The following is a 19048-nucleotide window of genomic DNA, read 5'->3' as shown; positions in this document are numbered from 1 at the left end:
ATGACGGCAGAAATGACGAAAGTCCTCAACTCCGACCAACGACGCTTTCTAGACGCCCAGACGCAGCGCGCCCGCGAGGCTGCACAACGCGCAGCCGAGGATGCTCTGCGCGCTCTCGCGGTCGCCGAGCCAAGCCGTCCGGGCTACCTGAGTGACGAGCAGAACAAGCTCCGGCTCGTGCTCCGCGACAAAGCACGGCAGCTCGGCGATGACACCGCACGCGCAGGTGCACCGCTCACCAACCTGGTGCACGACGTTGCCTACGAGCAGTGGCATCGCTTGCTGTTCGCGCGCTTCCTGGAAGTCAACGGCCTACTCCGGCATCCGGACTATCGTGACATCCCCTTGTCGTTGGAGGACTGCGGCGATCTTGCGTCTAGCCTTCGCGAGCCGGACGCATGGGCCGTCGCCGCACGGTTCGCCGCAGAAATTCTGCCCGGCGTGTTCGGCCTCACCGACCCCGCGGTAAGAGTCCGGTTCGCCGCCGAGCACCGTAGTGCGCTGGAGCGCCTCCTTCTTGACATTCCGTCCGAGGTTTTCACGACGGAGGACGCGCTTGGCTGGGTCTATCAGTTCTGGCAGACGGCCGAGAAGAAGCGCGTCAACGAGTCAGGCGTCAAGATCGGCGGGGCCGACCTCTCTCCCGTCACACAGCTCTTCACCGAGAACTACATGGTTCGATTCCTGCTCGAGAACTCGCTCGGAGCATGGTGGGCCGCACGTCACCCCGAATCTGCTCTGCTTGACGGCTGGGAGTACCTGCGCCGCAACGAGGACGGCACCCCTGCCGCGGGCTCGTTCAGCGACTGGCCCGAGCATGCTGCCGACGTGACGGTGATGGACCCCTGCTGCGGCTCCGGTCACTTCCTCGTCGCGATGTTCGGCATGCTCTGGCGTATGCGCGCCGAGGAGGAGGGCCTCACGCCGGCCGAGGCGCAAGATGCGGTCCTCCGCGACAACCTCCACGGGCTCGAACTCGATCCGCGCTGCACCCAGATCGCGACTTTCAACGTGGCGCTGGAGGCATGGAAGCAGGGTGGGTTCCGTGAACTCCCTGCTCCGCAGATTGCATGCTCTGGTGTCCCAGTGCGCGTGGAACTCTCAGAATGGGAGTCGCTCGCGGGCAGCGACTCTGAAGTGCGGAAGTATCTCAGGAGACTGCACGGGCAGTTCCGCCATGCGGACACCTTTGGTTCTCTCATTGACCCGCGACCTGCGGACGGCTCGGATGGCGAACTGTTCGGAGTAGATCTCGTTGTTGGGGTCGCCCCGGGAGCAGTGAGGGAGGTGCTCGCTGGCGCTGTCTCGGCTGAGCCTAGCGGAAGTCTTGTGCTGGGGAACGTCGTCAACGACGTCGCCCAGGCGACGACGTTGCTCTCACGCCGCTATTGGCTCGTCGCAACCAACCCGCCATTCCTCGGATACGACAAAATGAGTGACCGGTTGGCAGAATTCACCCTCGCTCAGTACGACGAAGGCAGCCGGAACCTCGCAACCGCGTTCCTTCTGCGTGCAGGTCGGATGTGTTTCCCAGGCGGCGCAGCCGCGTTCGTGACTCCAGACAACTGGCGATTCCTCGCGACTTACCGCGGACTTCGGAAGCGCGTTTCCTCAGTCTTCACTCCGCGGCTCATCGCGAGTATGGGGTCGAAGGCATTCAGTACTCCGATGTGGGACTTTCCGATCGGCTTGTACGTGATGATGCGAGAAGCCTTGCCTTCCTGCCAGGATGTACCGTTTGTCTCTGCCATTGCAGGAACTCCCGATTTGTCGGACCAGTCATTGAGAGCCAGTGAGCGGTCCTGGGTGAAGATCGCGGATCAATCTCAAGGGTGGATCCCTGCGGTTGCCGCGGACGGAGTTGAGCTGGACGCCATCGGCCAGTGGTATGAGGGAACAAAGCCGGGTCAGACAGTCCGGGCCACCAGGTTTCATTGGGAAGTTCCTGGTTCCATCGCGCGTGGCGACGGGGAGAGCAGGTGGACGAAGCTGTCCTCGTCTCCAGACGGCACTGGGCCATATCGCGGAAACTCAGAGGTGATCTTCAAGCAGAGTTTTCTAGACGCGCAGATCCCCGAGTCAAACAACAGCGGACTTGCGGCGCGTGGCCGCTCCGGCCTCTTACTTCAGAAGGCCGGCGCATTGCATCCCGCACTTTACGTCGGCGAGGTGTTCGACAATAACACCTTTGTGTTTATCCCGCACGACGATTCAGACATCCGACCTTTGTATGCCTTCATGGCGTCAGGCGAGTTTGCTGAGCAATGCCGCGGAATGAACCAGAAACTCGATGTCTCTATCAGGACAGTCGGGCGAGTTCGCTTCGACAGGGATCGATGGCGAGAAGTTGCCGCGGAGAATAGAGCCCCCTTCAGGCCGGGTTCGAATGATCCGAGTCAATGGCTCTTTCAGGGAGTTATCCCAGGGTCGAGCGCGCCGCTGCAGGTTGCAGTGGCCCGTGCACTGGGGTACGTCTGGCCTGATCAGATACCAGATGAGTTGGATCGCTTTGCCGACGGAGATGGCATAGCGGCGCTGGTATCGTTGCCCGGCGAACCTGACCTGGCGACACGCCTCCGAGAGTTGCTCGCGGCTGCGTATGGCAATGAGTGGTCGAGCACACTTGAGCGGATGCTGGTGGTTGACGCCGGTGGAAAGAACGGACGGCTCGAAGACTGGCTCCGTGACTCATTCTTTGCTGAGCATACGAAGATCTTCCGCAACCGACCGTTCCTATGGCACATCTGGGACGGTCGTAAGGACGGCTTTTCGGCGATTGTTAACTATCACGAGCTGGATCGCCAGAAGCTGGAGAAGCTGACGTATACCTCCCTTGGCGCATGGATTGAGCGACAGAAGCATGAGGCCAGCGCCGAGCGGGCGGGGGCTGATGCGCGACTGGTTGCGGCTGAGGACCTCCAGCGCAGGCTCCGGCTTATCCTCGAGGGGGCACCGCCCTACGATATCTATGTCCGCTGGAAGCCCTTGGCCGAGCAGCCTATCGGATGGCAACCCGACCTTGATGATGGCGTACGACTCAACATCAGGCCGTTCGTAACTGCTGGGGTTCTGCGGATGAAGCTGAACTCCAGGATCAAGTGGGGCCCAGACAGGGGCAAGCTGAATGACCTGCACCCGACGCTTGAGGAGCGCCGTGCTGCCCGGCGCGGAGCGGAGGCTGCCGAATGACGCTCGTCCGTGCCGTCGTCGCCAAAGCTCTCCGTGACGCTGCGGCCTTCAACGCGAGGGTGAGTTCGGCCCCAGCTGCTGTTCTGTGGGCCGACCCTGAGCGCGCCTGGGAGCCGGTGATTCGCATCCTCCAGGAGGCCGTGCCCATCTTGGTGCTCGGAGAGTACGACCCCGCGGCTGCACGGGGTCCAGCGCTTTGGCTTCGGGCCGTTCTCGCCTCGCCCGAGTCCGCGGAGCTGCCAGCTCATCTTGCCGAACGAGGCGAGCGCAATCCGTGGGTGATATACCTGCCGGGTGTCAGTCGAGGCTCCGTGGTAGAGGCAGCGGCGCTCGATGACTCGCTCGCGCCGTTGGCCGAGGTTGCGATCCGCTCGAACTGGTGGCCCTCTGCCCACGGTCAGACGCCCTGGACGCCGCACTCTTTCCTTGCGTCGAAGCAGGGTGCGGGGCTCGACATCGCGAGTGACAGTGCGACGAAGGCGGCCCTCGCTCAGGTGCTGGACAAGTTCCTCTTCGAGGACATCGACGATCTCAAACGTATGGGGCGCCTCGATTCGTCTCGCCTGCACCACCTCGTGCTCGATGACACGGTTCGCACCCTCCTCGAATGGATGAACGAGCCGGACGAGGTACGGGCTTCGCTCGAAGGTGCGCAGTGGCAGGCCCTTGTCGCCTCCTGCAAGTCCGTTTACGGCATCAGCCCCGACAAGGACGGCTCGCTCACTGCAGCCAGTAAGCTCGGCGGCCGAACGGGCGAGTGGGGAGCTGTCTGGCAACGGTTTGCGGAGAACCCAAGCCGCTATCCGAATCTTCCTGCCTTGCTCGACCAGGCGCGGCCCTCTGTGGTGCCGCTCTTTGGAGACACCGACCCACACCCTGACTCGTGGCCTTCGTGGAACCGCGACCAGGAGGACGCGCTCAGGTCGGCGCTCGATGCATTGGGAACTCATCCCGACCCGCGTGGTCGCGTTGAAGAGCTCGCTGCCGCGCACACGCTGCGCGAAGACAACGTCTGGGCTGCTCTCGGTCAGGCACCTCTTGCGAGGGCCGCCGGTCACCTCGCGGAACTGGCAAACCGTGTAGCGACCGCTCCGACAGCAACAGATCTCCAGAGTCAAGTTGCCTGGTACAGCCACGAGGGCCACGTGATTGACGACCTCGCACTGCGGACGATCGCGACGGCCAACACCGCACAAGACAGGGCCGCTGTCACCCACGCTCTCGGCGCGATCTACGACCCGTGGGTCGATCAGTCGGCACGAGCATTCCAGAAGGCCGCAGTTGGCACCTACCGCGGCCAGACGGGCCTCGACGTAGCCGCCGGAACATGCGTGGTCTACGTGGACGCCTTGCGCTATGACCTGGCTACTCGAGTTGCTCGCCGACTGTCGGGTCTCGCCGTAGTTGTGGAGCCGCGCCAGGCGGCTTTCCCCAGCGTCACGCCAACCGGCCAGCCGGCAGTCGCACCAATCACGATCAGCATGGGTGGCGGCGCTGCCTTCGACGCGTCCGACGATCAGGGGCGAGCTGTGAAAGGCGCAGTGCTGCGCTCGGCCCTCACTGGGGCGGAGGTGCAGTTCCTCGACTGGGACACCGCTCAGGTCGGCGACCCGGCCGGAACGGCGTGGACGCAGACGAACATGATCGACTCGCTGGGTCACTCGCACGGGCATCAGATGGCGGACCTCATCGACCACCACCTCGACCTCGTCGCCGAGCGCGTTCGTACGCTGCTTGACGCAGGGTGGCGGAAGGTTGTCGTGGTCACCGATCACGGGTTCCTCTTGCCCGGCCGAGCAGCGCAGAAGGTCACCCTCCCGATACAGGTGACGGAAGGTGATGCTGCCCGCAAACCGCGTGTGGCGCGGTTGAAAGCCGCCGCGGCGCGCCCGGATTTCCCGATCCTGCCCTGGACTTGGGACTCATCTGTCGACATGGTCAGCGCACCCGGAGCTGCCGCATTTGAAGCGGGCTGCCTGTACGAGCACGGCGGATTGAGTCTCCAGGAATGCGTGATTCCCGTCGTCACCGTGACTCGCGGCGATTCGGCCGCTGCGCCCGTCCAGATTGCGGCTGTTCGATGGACAGGACAGCGCTGCCGCATCGACTACGGCCCTGCCGAAGCCGAAGTGGCCGCCGAAGTTCGGCTTCACCCCGCCGACGCATCGAGCGCCGTCGGCGGCCCGAAGGCGCCCACCGAGCCGGGCGAGGTCAAGGTGCTCGTCGATGAGGAACAGGCTCCTGCTGGGGCGAGCGCCTGGGTCGTCCTTCTTGACCCGAGTGGTGGAGTTCTAGCACAAGCACAAACCACGGTAGGAGGCGTCGAATGACCGAGGTAATCGCGCTCGACGAGATTGACACGATCGCAGCATCCGCCTTCGAGGGGTACGTCGTTCGCAAGGACCTTGCCCAGCAGTTCAAGGGCGCGTATCCCGTCCCGACCTATGTCGGAGAGTTCCTGATCGGACGCTACTGCGCCACGACCGACCCGGAGGAGATCGAAGAAGGGCTCCAGGTCGTACGACGACTGCTCGCTGACCGCACTGTACGGGCAGGCGAAGAGGAGCTCTTCAAGTCGCGCGCGCGTGAGCGCATGACTGTCAAGCTCATTGATCTCGTGAAGGCCCGACTCGATGCGAAGTCGAACGCCTACGTTGCCGAGCTGCCGAGCCTTGGGCTCCGAGACGTGCGTATCGACGATGACGTTGTCCGTGACAACGAGCGCATGCTGACCGGTGGCTTCTATGCCGAGGTTGATCTGTTCTACGACGCCGCGATCGCTGATGAGAACAACGGCAAGCCCTTCGCTATCGGGTCGCTCCGCCCTATCCAACTCTCGACCCGCGATTCACTATCGCGTCTAGCCGAAGGTCGCTCACGGTTCACTACGGCGCAGTGGAAGCACCTCCTGCTGCGGTCAGTGGGTTTCGAACCTGCGCAACTCACCGAGCGCGAACAAGACGTGCTGTTGCTGCGCATGGTCCCGTTCGTGCAGCGGAACTTCAACATGGTCGAACTGGGGCCTCGTGGCACCGGCAAGTCCCACCTGTTCCAGCAGGTCTCTCCCTACGCGCACTTGATCTCCGGCGGCAAGGCCACCGTAGCCCGGATGTTCGTCAACAACGCCACTGGACAGCGCGGCCTTGTCGCGCAATACGACGTTGTGTGTTTCGACGAAGTCTCCGGCGTCTCCTTCGATCAGAAGGATGGCGTCAACATCATGAAGGGCTACATGGAGTCTGGCGAGTTCTCCCGCGGCCGTGAGTCCATCCGTGCTGACGGTTCGATCATGTTGGTCGGGAACTTCGACGTGGATGTCGCCCACCAGCAGCGGATCGGCCACCTGCTCTCTCCGCTGCCACCGGAGATGCGCGACGATACGGCCTTCATGGACCGCATCCACGCATACCTGCCCGGCTGGGACGTTCCAAAGCTCAACCCGACCTACTTCACCCAACACTTCGGGCTCGTGAGCGACTTCCTCTCCGAGTGCTGGTCGCGCCTTCGTGACCAATCGCGCCTCACCTCGATCCAGGGGCGGGTCAACTACTCCGATGCACTGTCGGGCAGAGACCTGTCGGCCGTCAACAAGACGGTTGATGGCTTGCTCAAGCTCTTGTATCCCGACGCCGAAGCCACGATCTCCGACGAGGACCTCGAATGGGCGGTGCGCATCGCCCTGGAGTGCCGCCGTCGCGTCAAGGAACAACAGCGCCGCATCGGCGCAGCAGAGTTCCGTAACACCCAGTTCGGCTACCGCCTCGGCGAGGGAGTCGAGCAGTTCGTCTCGACTCCCGAACTCGCGAGCCCCGACTCGATCGGCCTTGATCCGCTGCCTCCCGGCCAGGTGTGGGCGATCTCCGAGGGCGGCGGCGACGTCGGCCCGGGACTCTACCGAATCGAGGCGGCGGACACGCCCGGCTCTGGCGCACGCGGTCTACTCAACCAGGCCGCACCCGCCGCGCTCCGGGAAAGCTTCAAGGTCGCAGAGCAGAACCTCATTGCCCAGGCGAGACAACTCGTGGGCGACCGCGACCCGCGCGAGCACAACCTCACCGCTCAGATACGCGCGCTCGACGCGGCCAAGACCGGCGCCGGCCTCGGCCTGCCCATCCTCCTCGCCCTGGCCTCGGCGATGCTCCAGCGGTCTATCCGTGGTGGCCTGATCGCCGTCGGCAACCTGTCGCTCGGCGGTGGCGTCGAGACGATCCTCAACGCAGCGCAGCTCGCCGAGCACGCGATGGAGAAGGGAGCGACGGCCCTCTTGCTCCCGGTATCAGCCCGCCGCCAACTCCTCGACGTCAGCGACGAGGTCGCTACGAAAGTCTCGTTCATTTTCTACAGTGACGCGCAGGACGCCCTCGTGAAAGCACTCGACGAATGAATAAGCAGACAGTCGGAGTTTCCATGCGGCCGAACGAGTGGGTGATCTGATGGCCGGCGCTCATTGGGTGAGAGCCGCTCTGCAGGTCAACCCGTATGCGTACCAAGGACGCAACTCGCCCTCAACGAGGTTTGACTCGGAGGCGGACTACAACAAGGCGCTTCTCGACAAGTGCGGCGAGCTTGGCGTCGAGCTCATCGCAATCACCGATCACTGGACCATCGACACGGCGAGTGGACTCATTCAAGACGCGACAGCGCGAGGCGTCGTTGCTTTGCCTGGGTTCGAGGCCAACACAGCTGAAGGGTTTCACGTTCTCGTCATCTTCGAGGCCGGAACCACTGCTGCCGATGTGAACGCGGCCGTTGGTGCGTGCGGGGTCACCCCAGGGTGCAACAACGGCACCGTCGGGCAACCTTTCGAGGACATCCTGGAGAAGATGTCGGATCGCGGTGCTCTGGTCATTCCGGCGCACGCTAACGTGGCGAACAGTGGGATGCTGACGGGTCGCCAGGGCAATCCGCTCGCCAAACTGATCAACCATCCAAGGCTCCATGCTCTGGGGATCACTCCAAGCGTGGCTGCTGCGCAGGAGCAGGAAGCCATTCTCGAACGTCGTAAGCCGTTCGACCGAAAGCACCCGCTCGCAGTCATCCATGCCGACGACATCTCCCACCCGGACGCCTTGGATTCGGAGGGTGGCTCAACGTGGTTCAAGGTGAGCACGTTGACCGTCGAGAGCCTCAAGATTGCGGTCCGCACCCCCGAGACTCGGATCTCTCTCGATGATCCCAAGGAGGAGACGCGTCCTCTTCTGAAGGAGATTTCGTGGGTTGGCGGCTTCTTGGACGGCGTCACGATCCCGCTCTCGCCGGATCTGACCACACTGATCGGTGGACGAGGAACGGGGAAGTCCACCGCCATCGAGAGCCTTCGCTACGTCCTGGGTCTGACGCCAATCGGAGCCTCAGCCAAGGCCGACCACGAGGCGATCGTCAGCAGTGTGCTTCGCGCGGGCACCGTCGTGAAACTCACTGTCGAGGCCACCTCGCCGAGGGTTCAGACGTTCACCGTCGAACGTTCTGTCAACAACACTCCGGTCGTTAAGGATGCCAGCGGTACTGTCACGAGCCTTCAGTCGGCTGACGTGATCGGAGACGTTGAGGTTTTCGGCCAGCATGAGCTGGCGGAGTTGGCGAGCGACAGCGAGAAAGTCGCCAGCATGCTCCACCGATTTCAGGGCAATGGAGACCTGACGGCCGATCACAAGGCGACGCTGGCAAGGCTGAAGGAGAACCGCGACAAGCTCACGCGCGCTGAGAAGGACAAGGTCGAGCTCGAAGACGAGCTGACCGACATCCCGCGCTTGGAAGAGCAGGTTCGCCACTTTAAGGAGACTGACGTACCCACTCGGCTCAGTGAGGTCACACGGCTGAACCAGGACGAGGCGGTGTTCGCTGAAGGGCGATCCCGCGTTGCGGATGCCAAATCGACCCTGACGGGTCTGACCGACACACAGCTGGCGGCGAAGCTCGGTGCGACCTACGACGGGCTCGATGAGTCGCCACAAGCCGACACTCTCGGCCTCGTTCGCACTGCGACGACGACGCTTGTGGACACGCTGAAGTCCCTCGCTACACAGGCGCAGGCGGCGATCACGGCTGCGGAGACCGCAATAGCCTCGGCCGAAACTGGTTGGACGAACGCTGTCCGTGAGCAGCGCGAAGACCACGCACAGGTCCTGCGCCAGCTCGTCGAGGATGGCCTTGAGCCCGACAAGTATCTGACGACAACGAAGGCGCTTGAAGACCTCAAGGCCAAGGAGCCGCGGCTGACCAGCATCGATGCCAACATCAAGGAACTGGTCGCTTCCCGCAAGACCCTCCTCCAGGAACTCACCGAGCACGAGAACAAGCGGGTGGAAGCCCTGCACGATGCGATCCGAACTGCGAACGCGGCAACAGGCGGTGTCGTCATCGTGAAGCCGATCGCGGCTCGGGACCGCCGACACATCAAGACGCTCATCGAAAGCGCGATCAGCGGGCAGCGAACGCAGATCATGGCTGCCATCGACAGCGATGGCTTCTCGACACGGGCGTTCGTTGAGGCTGCTCGCAAGGGTCAGGCCGAGCTCGCGGAGAAGTTCTCCGTCCGGGGCGCACAAGCTCGCGGAGTGGTCGACGCCGGCGAGGCCCTCTTGCGCCAGCTCGAAGAGCTTTCGGTCGGAAACGCTGTAGAGGTTCAGCTCGACATCGGGGCAGGAACAGGGACCCGCGAGTTCAAGAAAATGGACGACCTCTCGAAGGGGCAACGGGCCACTGCGCTGTTGTTGCTTCTCCTCGGAGCGTCGCGAGCACCACTCGTCATCGACCAACCGGAGGATGACCTAGACAACCGCTTCGTCTACGACGGCGTTGTCAAGCATCTCCGCGAGCTCAAGGGTAAGCGTCAGATCATCGCAAGCACTCACAATGCCAACGTGCCTGTGCTCGGCGATGCTGAACTGATCATCGCATTGGAAAGCAGCGGTCGTAACGGCAAGCCGACGGATGGCGGCGTCGGTTCGCTTGACGATGCGCTCATCCGTGCTCTCGCTGAGTCGATCCTTGAAGGTGGGCCTGCGGCGTTCAATGCGAGGTATCATCTATACGGGTTCTAATAATTATTAGGGCGTACACGAGGATCACCCCGGATGCCTGCTTTACCCGTATAAGGCACCCTACGTGTGCGCTAACCCCTCGCCTGTCTTGAAACGCAAGCACCGGGTATGTACGACGACGTATAAGGCTCGGTATGGGGTGCCCCGTAAAAAACCGAAAGTGCACTCAAATCACTCTTACGTACATTTATAGGTTGACGCGATTGTGGGCCTCGGCGGGCTAATTCTACTTGCCTTGCAAGGCCAAGGCCACCATTTCGATGGCCAGCGAAGTATGGTTATCGGAGCCGCGTGTAGCGGACAAGCATGACGGATAGTTCGAGCCCGACCCATGCTGTTCTAGGCAGCAGCGCTACTTGTCCGTTCTATCTGCCCCGTAATTCGGTAGCTTCACTCTATGCGTTTCAGTCTGTCAACGAAGAGACGTTTACTATGGAAAGGACGAAAAGCAGATTCTTCCGCTAGTCACCACCGTTCTCCCGTACATTCTCAGGGACCTTGTGGTCGCGCAGGCGATTATTGCCTTGGGCAAAAGCTTTTAGCCGTGTGAGACGAAGGTATTCGGTACAACTTTTTTACAGCCCTGTTCTAAAGATTGACGATGGAGTGTTCCAGATCGACACGGGGTCCCATCGTCTCGATGGAGTAAGAACGCCGTACCTTTCTCTGACTCCGTGGTGGCACTAATTGCGATAATAAACAGTATGGCCAATAACAACACGTCGACGTTGCATCACTATGTTCCGCAGGGGTATCTTCGTGGCTTTGCAACGGATCAGAACAGGGTCCACGTGCGTCCACTCGATCAGAGCCGCAAGTCTTTCGTCTCAAATACCCGGAACGTAGCGGCTCAATCACATTTTCATACCTTATACGACGTGTTTGAGCCAGACGGATTCGAGAAGAATCTGAGCGAACTTGAAGGGCAGTCCATCCGCATCATCAGACGTCTGACTGATGGTAAGCTTCCGATCCCTAAAGAAGATCGGCACGTTTTATCGTTCTTTATTGCACTACAGTCGGTTCGCGGCCCTGAGACTAGACGATCTATCGACCAGTTGCACGCTCAGATTGTGCGCGCTGAAGTCGGTATGGGCGGACGGGAGAACGTGTCCAAATGGGTGGAGAAACAGCTGGGGTTTGAACCGACCGATGAGCAAGCAGAACGTATCTGGGAGGAAGCCACCCAGCCGGGTGGCCCACCGATAGAACTCTCAAACAGGGAACAACTCGAGTTTATGGTGAACGCCGCGCAGGAGATCACTCCGTTCATATTCTTACGACCATGGTCGATTGTGCAGTTCAAGCGAAGAGCTCTCCTCACTAGTGATTCTCCCGTAACTCTAGTACCGCATAAAGACCAGGAACGTTGGTTGGGCGTAGGGTTCCAGACCGCATGGGGAATTACCTTCCCGCTCTCGCGCCGTTACGGCCTCCTGATGTCAGACCCCATACCGATGATCGAGGGCTTCGACGAGAACCTCATTCATGATCAATTACAAGGCATCGTCGAAGGCGAAATAGACCATATCCTGGCTGGATCCACCAAACTTGAGCGATTCTTCAACTACAACACGGTCTATAACGCCCGTGAGTACTTATATTGTCATCCGGAGGACAAGGCCTTCATACCAGTCGATCTTCCAGCACCTAAACTCACCAACATGAACGCTGATATTTTCTCAGATCGGCATTTCTAATAAGCACCAATGTTTAAAGCTCCCACACTTCTTCTAATCGGTGATATTCATTCAGCGCGTCCACGGAAATGTTCGCCTTCTACCCGATTAAAGTGCTGCCCAACCACGTAACAACGTGTCCCTGAGATGGGCCGGGTGAAGCACGCAAGTATCGAAAAACACCCGAAACGCCATTGTGCTTAACGGGTCTTCAGCGGTGTAGCTGTCTTTTCATAAAGGCCTACTTCTTCACTTATTTCAACCAAGCAATCAAGCGCCTCACGACGATTCGTCATTAGCTGTTGCTGGTATGCCAACACATCAGTGAGAAGAATACGGCGGTGTCTGTCTAGCGGCTCAAATGGAATTTCCCCCTCATCCAGCAGTTTTACAAGGGTTGGCCAGCTGATGCCCAACAACTCTGCTGCTTCTTGAGTAGTTAACCGCTGGTGTACCGGGGCAATAATAACCGACTGACCTTCAGTCATTACCTCAACCACATTTCGGATAACCTCAAAAACTTGGTTAGGAAGCACTAGCTTGCTGCCATCTGGCCCCACCAAATATGCACGGCCGTGGGTTTCCGGCTCAATAGGTGCGCGTTTAATTCTATCAACCAGTGATTCAAGCGCTTTCAGCTCTTGGCGCTCTTCCAAGTCGTCCGTTGGGGTAAATACATGTGATGGGAGAACTTTTGCACTCATCTGGCTCTCCTTGGTTTGTTACGTTCAAGGCTAGGCAGCGTGCACCAAATTCGAAAAAATCGCAATTAGCTTGGAGGGTGGCTCAAAGCGGAATCGCTTCCGCCAGCGCCGCCTCTGAGACTGGGCGTTTCAAGAGTTGCGGAGGAAAGATATCGATGTCATCGCGCCCGAAGAGGTCTCGGGTCTCTTCCAGCAAGCCGGACGCACGCATGAGAAGGTTGCCGTCGGCTGGGTCTATATCCACCAGAATATCGATGTCGCTAGACGCGGTGGCGCTGCCGCGAGCAACCGAACCAAACAAAAGTGGGTTGCGGGCCTCGTATTTCACCCCTGGTTCTTCCTACGGAGACCAGCACCAATCGATGGTTAACCTGGAATACCACCTTCCTTATTCCGGGTTAGACCTGTTAAGTCGGAATAACGGGGTCATTTCCCTTGAATTCTCTTGTCAATGACAACATCGTTTAATGCGCTGTGTTCTCTAACGTGGGCACAACCTCCATTACTTGCCCGAGAACCCCGAGGACCATGCACCTGCGCTCCTATACAGAATCAGATGCTTTAGCCACCCTCCACCTCTTCCTCCGCGCCATACGCGAACAGGCCAGCCACGACTACTCAGCCGAACAAATCGACGCCTGGGCCCACGACGATCGTGACCTGCTCGAGTGGCACCAAACCCGGGAGCAAGCCAACACCCAGGTGGCCGAGATTGACGGCCACGTCATCGGGTTTATCGATGTAGCCACCAACGGATACATCGACATGCTCTACGTCGACCCCGCCCACGGACGAACGGGCATCGCCTCGGCACTACTGAACTGGGCAAAAGAAACCGCTATGGCCTCCGGCGCAGATCGATTAAGTACTCACGCGAGCATTACGGCGCGACAGTTTTTCAAAGCCCACGAATTCGTGACGGAACAAGAATGCACTCCCACCGTCCGCGGCGTTGCAATGACCAACTATCGAATGACCCTGGCACTAAATTGACCCCGCCCAACCCACGCTAAACAACACACGGTAAGCACAAGAGCGGCACGAGCCGTTCATGGGTTGTGACACCGCCAGCCAAGATGCCTAGCATCTCAAGTGGAACCTGGCTATTGGGTTCGCGGACGAGGGAGCAGTACCCGCACCACGACAAGACTGACTCGAAAGGGCCTTGATCGTGTATTGGAGCGTACTGATTCTCTCGGGAATCTTTGAAGCAGTTTGGGCGCTTGCGCTGTCGGCTTCAAACGGCTTTAGAAACTGGCGGGCGGTTGGCGTTTTTGTGGTGGCCCTCACCATCAGCATGTCGGGTTTGGCTTTTGCTATGACCGAAATTTCTACCGGTACCGCCTACTCGGTGTGGGTAGGGGTCGGTGCCACACTCACCGCCCTGTGGGGAATTTACCAGGGTGAAGAACCCGCCACCTTGGCCCGAATTTCCCTGCTCGTTCTGCTAGTGGGTTCGGTAATCGGTCTAAAGGTGGTGAGCTAACCATGCCCTGGTTGATCCTTGTTTCAAGTGCCATCTTCGAGGCGGTTTGGGCGGTGGCACTTGGCCATTCCAACGGTTTTAGTAAGCCCCTTCCCACCGTCATTTTTGCTGTGGCGCTGCTAATAAGTATGGGCGGCCTGGGTTGGGCGGTGAAAAACATTCCGATTGGTACCGCCTATGTCGTATGGACTGGAATCGGCGCCGCACTGGCCGTGATCTACACCATGGCCACCGGTGATGAAACCGTTTCACTAGCCAAAATCATCTTCCTTAGCGGCATTATCGCCGCCGTAGCCGGGCTGAAACTTCTCCCCGAACAAACCCCACAAACCACTCAGCCCCACACGGAAACGCGACGACGCAGCTAAACCCTGGAAAACCCCTCATAGGGAAGCCCCAGCAGGTGTTCTAGAGCTTGCGGATCATGGAGACACCATCGCCCAAGGGCAACATGGCCACCTCAACCCGGCTGTCAGCCACCACAAATTCGTTGAATTCTCGTAGTGCCACCGTGGAAGTTTCGGTGTCAGAATCGTCAAACACCCGGCCGCTCCACAACACGTTGTCCACCATGATCAAACCACCCGAACGCATCCGCCCCAAAAGCTCTTCGTAGTAGGCCAAATAGCTGGTCTTGTCGGCGTCGATAAAGGCCATATCAATCGGCTGCTCGACAGGCAGTGCCCGCAACGTTTCAAGCGCAGGACCAAGAATTAACTCGACCTTGTCGTCCACGCCAGCTCGTTTCCAATAGTCCCTGGCTACCGCGGTGAACTCGTCACTCACATCACAACAAATCAACCGTGAACCCTCAGGTAACGCCCGCGCCACGCTCAACGACGAATACCCCGTGAACGTTCCAACCTCAACGGCTAGTTTCGGCTGCAATAGCCGTGTCATCAGTCCCATAAATGCACCTTGAGCAGGGCTGATTTGCATTCCAGCACGGTCGGGGAAACGCTCTTTGGTTTCTACCCGTAGGCTTTCAAACAACTCATCGGCTGGAGTGCTGTGCGTCACCAGATAGTCGCGCAGAGCTCGTTCATATTGTTGGACATCCATAGCGCTCAACCTATCTTGGCCGGGCTAATTCACACCTCTACCAGCACCGTTACCGGGCCGTCATTTACCAGCGCAACCTTCATCTCGGTACGGAAACGCCCGGTTTCTACCTTGGCGCCAAGCGTTCGCAGCTGCGCCACAACCTCTTCCACCAACGGCTCGGCCACTTCAGGTTTAGCCGCTGCAATCCAGGTGGGTCGCCGCCCACGTGAGGTGTCACCGTAGAGGGTGAATTGGCTCACCACCAGCACTTGGCCCCCAACCGATTCCACCGAGCGGTTCATTACCCCATCGGCGTCATCAAAAATACGTAGACCCCACAACTTTGATGCCAGCTTCGCGGCTTTGGCGGTGTCATCGTCGTGGGTGACGCCAACCAGTACACACATGCCGGGGCCAATTTCACCCACAATGTCGCCGTCGACGGAAACCGAGGCCTGCTCCACTCGTTGTACTAACGCACGCATTTACCCAACCCTAGAACAGCGTTGGGGTTACTACATGAACATGCAATGAACAGCTTTGCTCATCAGCCTTAGGTGGTTGTTAGACGATCTCACAGTGACGGCCGCTTGATATCAACCAAGGCCTTGACGATATACAACTGTAACTAGGGTCGTGAACCGCCACAGAAATCGACGACCACAGCATCGACCAAATCAAGCTACTCCGCTTGGAGCGGTCGCGACCGCGAACCTATTTGTGAATAGGGTTTTCGAAGCGATATCCAACGCCTCGCACCGTCACTACATATTCGGGTTTCGATGGCTCACGTTCAATTTTCGCCCGCAACCTTTTGATATGAACATCTAGAGTTTTGGTGTTTCCCACATAGTCGTATCCCCACACCAACCGAATTAGACGATCGCGTGGGACCACCCGGCCGGTTCGCTCCATAAGTGCTGCCAACAGCTCAAATTCCTTCAGCGGAAAATCGACCTCTTCGCCGCGCACCACCACCTGATGCCGACTCACATCAAGACGAATCTCCCCAACCTCAAACGCCAACGCTTGGGCGTCAGCATCATCCCCAGCAAAATTGTCAGCATCGGCACCCAAACCGCTTCCGTTGGCCACCTCCGCTAAAGCACCACCCGGCACTTCCACCCCGCCAAGCCCTTCACGCCGTCGCAATACCGCCCGTATTCTCGCCACCAATTCACGCATCCGATAAGGCTTGGTCACATAATCATCAGCGCCGACTTCGAGACCAACCACCGTGTCAATTTCATCGGATTTCGCCGTCACCATGATGATCGGCACTGATGACACAGCCCTGATCTCGCGGCACACATCTACGCCCGACAATGTGGGCAGCATCAGATCCAACAGCACAATATCGGGCGCCACTTGCTCAAATCGGCGTAACGCCTCACCCCCATCGCGGGCTACTTCCACCCGAAAACCTTCGTGTTCCAAGCCAATCGTCAAGGCATCGACAAACGACTCTTCATCTTCGACAACAAACACGGTGGCTTTCTCACCCACGGTTTGCACCGTCGTTGTCATCCACACCCATGCTGGCCATTATCTCTTTAGCTCGTCTGGGAATCGACAAAGTGAACGTAGCTCCTTCACCCTCCCTCGAGTCAACCTCAATGGTGCCCGAATGGTTTAGCGCCACATGCCGCACAATCGCTAACCCCAGCCCTGTGCCGCCCGTATCACGTCGCCGTGCCCGATCAACCCGGTGGAAGCGCTCGAAAATACGTACCTGATCAGCCTTTGGGATACCAATGCCATGGTCACACACCACAAAATCGATGTTCGGCCCATTAGCCTGCACCCGAATTTCTACCGTTCCACCTGCTTCTGAATATTTAATAGCGTTGTCGATCAAGTTAGTAAGCGCCGATACCAATTGACGCCGATCACCGCCAACCACCAGCTCCACCGCCGGAACGTTCACCACAATTTTCACTCGCGCCAACTCGGCCGCCGACCAAGATCGCGCTACCGCATCATCAACCAGCCGGGCCGCTGCCACTGGTAGCGACACCAAAGGTTCACCTGCCTCTATCCGGCTCAACTCCAATAGGTCATCCACGGTGTGCCCCAACCTTGTAGCTTCATGGGTGACCCGCTCTGCCAAACGATCGATCGTCGCCGCGGTGGCACCAAGTGCTAGCTGCTCAACCTCTATCTGTAGCGTTTCGGCTAGCACAATCAACGCCCCGACTGGCGTCCTTAATTCATGGCCAATGTTGGCTACAAAATCGCGTCGCAATGACTCTACCCGGCGCCGCTCGGCCGCTTCTGACATCACCACACCACGCTCCACCGTCACCGCCGCATCGGCCCCCTCTGGCCACCGCACCGGTATATGTCCATCGCTACGAGGCATTGTTGAACCTGGTGTCCACCCATTCACCTGAAACAACACTCGGTTACCGACGTTTACGGCATGGTCACCAATACGTTCATAAAATCGACCCAAAAGCGCCAATTGCACCCCGACACGGTGATCCACCTCGTCGTTTGCCTGCAGATCGAAAATTGTTTCCAAGAAGTCTCGGTGCAGGGCATCAATCTCATCGTCAAGGTCATCGAGCGCCGCCGCCTTTGACTCGTTCTGGGAAATATAGGCATCCAGAGCAAAGCGCAACTGTGAGGTCGCCAGCTGGCTAATGCGGTCAATCATGCCGCGCAGCTTGGGCGGAATCTGGGCATCAAACAAACGTCGCGCTGTTTTGGCAATGTTCGAAGCCAGATCGCCACACCGCTCGAGTTCGGTGGCCAGCGCTAATGCCACTATGACCGCCCGCAGATCACCCGCCATCGGGCCTCGCAATGACAGCAAACGATAACATTGCGCTTCAATATCGGCCGTGGCTTCGTCGAATACATCGTCACCTTCAATAAGGCGCCGCGCCGCAGCTAAGTCGTTGGCCAAAAGCGCCGTAGTCGCAGTCTGTATGGCCACAACGACTCCGCTGCCTAAGCCAACAATTGCCTGATGTATGGCGCCTAGTTCCTCGTCAAATGCATGCCTTAAATGTGTGTCGCTCATCCGAACCTCCCCGTAATGTATTGCTCGGTTCGTTCATCAAGTGGATGCGCAAAGAGCCGTTCGGTGGCTCCCGCTTCGACCAGCGTTCCACTCCGGTTTCCTTGTTCATCAACCTCGGTTGTTAAAAACGCGGTGTCGTGGCTGGCACGGGCAGCTTGAGCAAGATTATGTGTAACGATCACAATCGTAAGTCGCGCTGAAAGCTCGGCCATCAAGTCTTCAATTTTGGCTGTTGCAATGGGGTCCAACGCCGAACACGGTTCATCCATCAACAAGACGTCGGGTTCAACCGCAAGCGCTCGTGCAATGCAGAGCCGCTGCTGCTGTCCACCTGAGAGCCCCAGAGCAGATTCGTTTAGCCGGTTCGACACCTCATCCCACAACGCCGCCTGACGTAAGGCATGCTCTACCCGCTCGTCACGGGCGTCTCGTATTCCAGCGATTTTTAGGCCGTAAGCTACGTTTTGATAAATAGATTTCGGAAATGGGGTGGGGCGCTGAAACACCATGCCAATTCGTCGACGAACCTCAACTGGCTCCACCACAGGATCATAGATATCAACCCCGCGATATGCGACAGTTCCGCTGACTCGGCTGCCTTCAATGAGGTCGTTCATACGGTTGATGCTACGTAGAACACTACTTTTACCGCACCCTGATGGTCCGATCATGGCGGTAATCCGGTTAGAGGCAATGTTTAGGTTCACATCGCTAACCGCCAGCTTGTCACCGTAGCTGATAGCCAAATTCTTCATGCTGATAACCGGTGCAACCGGAAGTGTTGGTGAAGCAGGTGTCTGGTTGAGGGCCGAAGTCGGAGCAGAAACAGACGACATGGCCAGAGATGTTTTGTTGGCGAGAGCCGAATATGTGGT

The 19048-nt window shown here is 58.9% G+C and carries 15 protein-coding genes and 1 riboswitch; of the genes, 8 read left to right on the top strand and 7 right to left on the bottom strand.

Annotated elements, in window-relative coordinates; genetic code table 11:
- From WC184_09170 to WC184_09150, 5 genes are all read left to right on the top strand, one after another.
- The gene (locus WC184_09170; protein ID MFA7478051.1) at positions 1 to 3189 is read left to right on the top strand and encodes an SAM-dependent DNA methyltransferase; all 3189 of its coding nucleotides are present in this window, start codon (positions 1 to 3) and stop codon (positions 3187 to 3189) included.
- Complete coding sequence (gene pglZ, locus WC184_09165) at positions 3186 to 5519, top strand: BREX-1 system phosphatase PglZ type B (protein ID MFA7478050.1); 2334 nt, start codon at positions 3186 to 3188, stop codon at positions 5517 to 5519. Before WC184_09170 ends, pglZ begins: the two co-directional genes overlap by 4 nt.
- Positions 5516 to 7573 (top strand): protease Lon-related BREX system protein BrxL, encoded by a 2058-nt coding sequence (gene brxL / locus WC184_09160; protein MFA7478049.1) that lies wholly within the window; start codon positions 5516 to 5518, stop codon positions 7571 to 7573. Before pglZ ends, brxL begins: the two co-directional genes overlap by 4 nt.
- Positions 7574 to 7622: 49 nt before the next feature.
- Entirely contained in the window at positions 7623 to 10232 is a 2610-nt protein-coding gene (locus WC184_09155; protein ID MFA7478048.1) for an AAA family ATPase, read from the top strand.
- Positions 10233 to 10936: 704 nt separating this feature from the next.
- Positions 10937 to 11932, top strand: a complete 996-nt coding sequence (locus WC184_09150) for a DUF4238 domain-containing protein (protein ID MFA7478047.1) — start codon at positions 10937 to 10939, stop codon at positions 11930 to 11932.
- A gap of 179 nt (positions 11933 to 12111) precedes the next feature.
- Here the strand turns inward: WC184_09150 and WC184_09145 are convergent, their stop codons facing one another.
- Both WC184_09145 and WC184_09140 read right to left on the bottom strand, forming a co-directional pair.
- Entirely contained in the window at positions 12112 to 12615 is a 504-nt protein-coding gene (locus WC184_09145) for an excisionase family DNA-binding protein (GenBank protein ID MFA7478046.1), read from the bottom strand.
- Positions 12616 to 12697: 82 nt separating this feature from the next.
- Positions 12698 to 12943: a nucleotidyltransferase domain-containing protein gene (locus WC184_09140; protein MFA7478045.1), complete on the bottom strand. Its 246-nt coding sequence runs from the start codon at positions 12941 to 12943 to the stop codon at positions 12698 to 12700.
- Positions 12944 to 13143: 200 nt separating this feature from the next.
- Here WC184_09140 and WC184_09135 point away from each other — a divergent pair, with 200 nt between their 5' ends.
- The 3 genes from WC184_09135 to WC184_09125 all read left to right on the top strand — a co-directional run bounded on the left by WC184_09135 (position 13144) and on the right by WC184_09125 (position 14469).
- Positions 13144 to 13608, top strand: a complete 465-nt coding sequence (locus WC184_09135; protein ID MFA7478044.1) for a GNAT family N-acetyltransferase — start codon at positions 13144 to 13146, stop codon at positions 13606 to 13608.
- Positions 13609 to 13707: 99 nt separating this feature from the next.
- Positions 13708 to 13774: riboswitch (guanidine-III (ykkC-III) riboswitch) on the top strand.
- 12 nt (positions 13775 to 13786) lie between these two features.
- Positions 13787 to 14101 (top strand): SMR family transporter, encoded by a 315-nt coding sequence (locus WC184_09130; protein ID MFA7478043.1) that lies wholly within the window; start codon positions 13787 to 13789, stop codon positions 14099 to 14101.
- A 2-nt stretch (positions 14102 to 14103) separates the two neighbouring features.
- Positions 14104 to 14469: a multidrug efflux SMR transporter gene (locus tag WC184_09125; GenBank protein ID MFA7478042.1), complete on the top strand. Its 366-nt coding sequence runs from the start codon at positions 14104 to 14106 to the stop codon at positions 14467 to 14469.
- Between the two features lie 40 nt (positions 14470 to 14509).
- Here the strand turns inward: WC184_09125 and WC184_09120 are convergent, their stop codons facing one another.
- The 5 genes from WC184_09120 to pstB form a co-directional block, all read right to left on the bottom strand.
- Complete coding sequence (locus WC184_09120; GenBank protein ID MFA7478041.1) at positions 14510 to 15163, bottom strand: class I SAM-dependent methyltransferase; 654 nt, start codon at positions 15161 to 15163, stop codon at positions 14510 to 14512.
- Between the two features lie 29 nt (positions 15164 to 15192).
- Entirely contained in the window at positions 15193 to 15630 is a 438-nt protein-coding gene (dtd, locus tag WC184_09115) for a D-aminoacyl-tRNA deacylase (protein MFA7478040.1), read from the bottom strand.
- Between the two features lie 229 nt (positions 15631 to 15859).
- Positions 15860 to 16672 carry a response regulator transcription factor gene (locus WC184_09110; GenBank protein MFA7478039.1) on the bottom strand — a complete coding sequence of 271 codons (813 nt, stop codon included), beginning with the start codon at positions 16670 to 16672 and terminating at the stop codon, positions 15860 to 15862.
- Positions 16644 to 18173: a phosphate signaling complex protein PhoU gene (gene phoU / locus WC184_09105; GenBank protein ID MFA7478038.1), complete on the bottom strand. Its 1530-nt coding sequence runs from the start codon at positions 18171 to 18173 to the stop codon at positions 16644 to 16646. Before phoU ends, WC184_09110 begins: the two co-directional genes overlap by 29 nt.
- Entirely contained in the window at positions 18170 to 19009 is an 840-nt protein-coding gene (gene pstB / locus WC184_09100) for a phosphate ABC transporter ATP-binding protein PstB (protein ID MFA7478037.1), read from the bottom strand. Before pstB ends, phoU begins: the two co-directional genes overlap by 4 nt.
- Between the last annotated feature and the right edge of the window lie 39 nt (positions 19010 to 19048).

The organism is Acidimicrobiia bacterium, from assembly GCA_041676705.1.
Classification (GTDB): domain Bacteria; phylum Actinomycetota; class Acidimicrobiia; order Acidimicrobiales; family SKKL01; genus Actinomarinicola.
The sequence above is the reverse complement of the archived record's forward strand: the minus strand, read 5'-3'. Positions and strand labels throughout refer to the sequence as shown.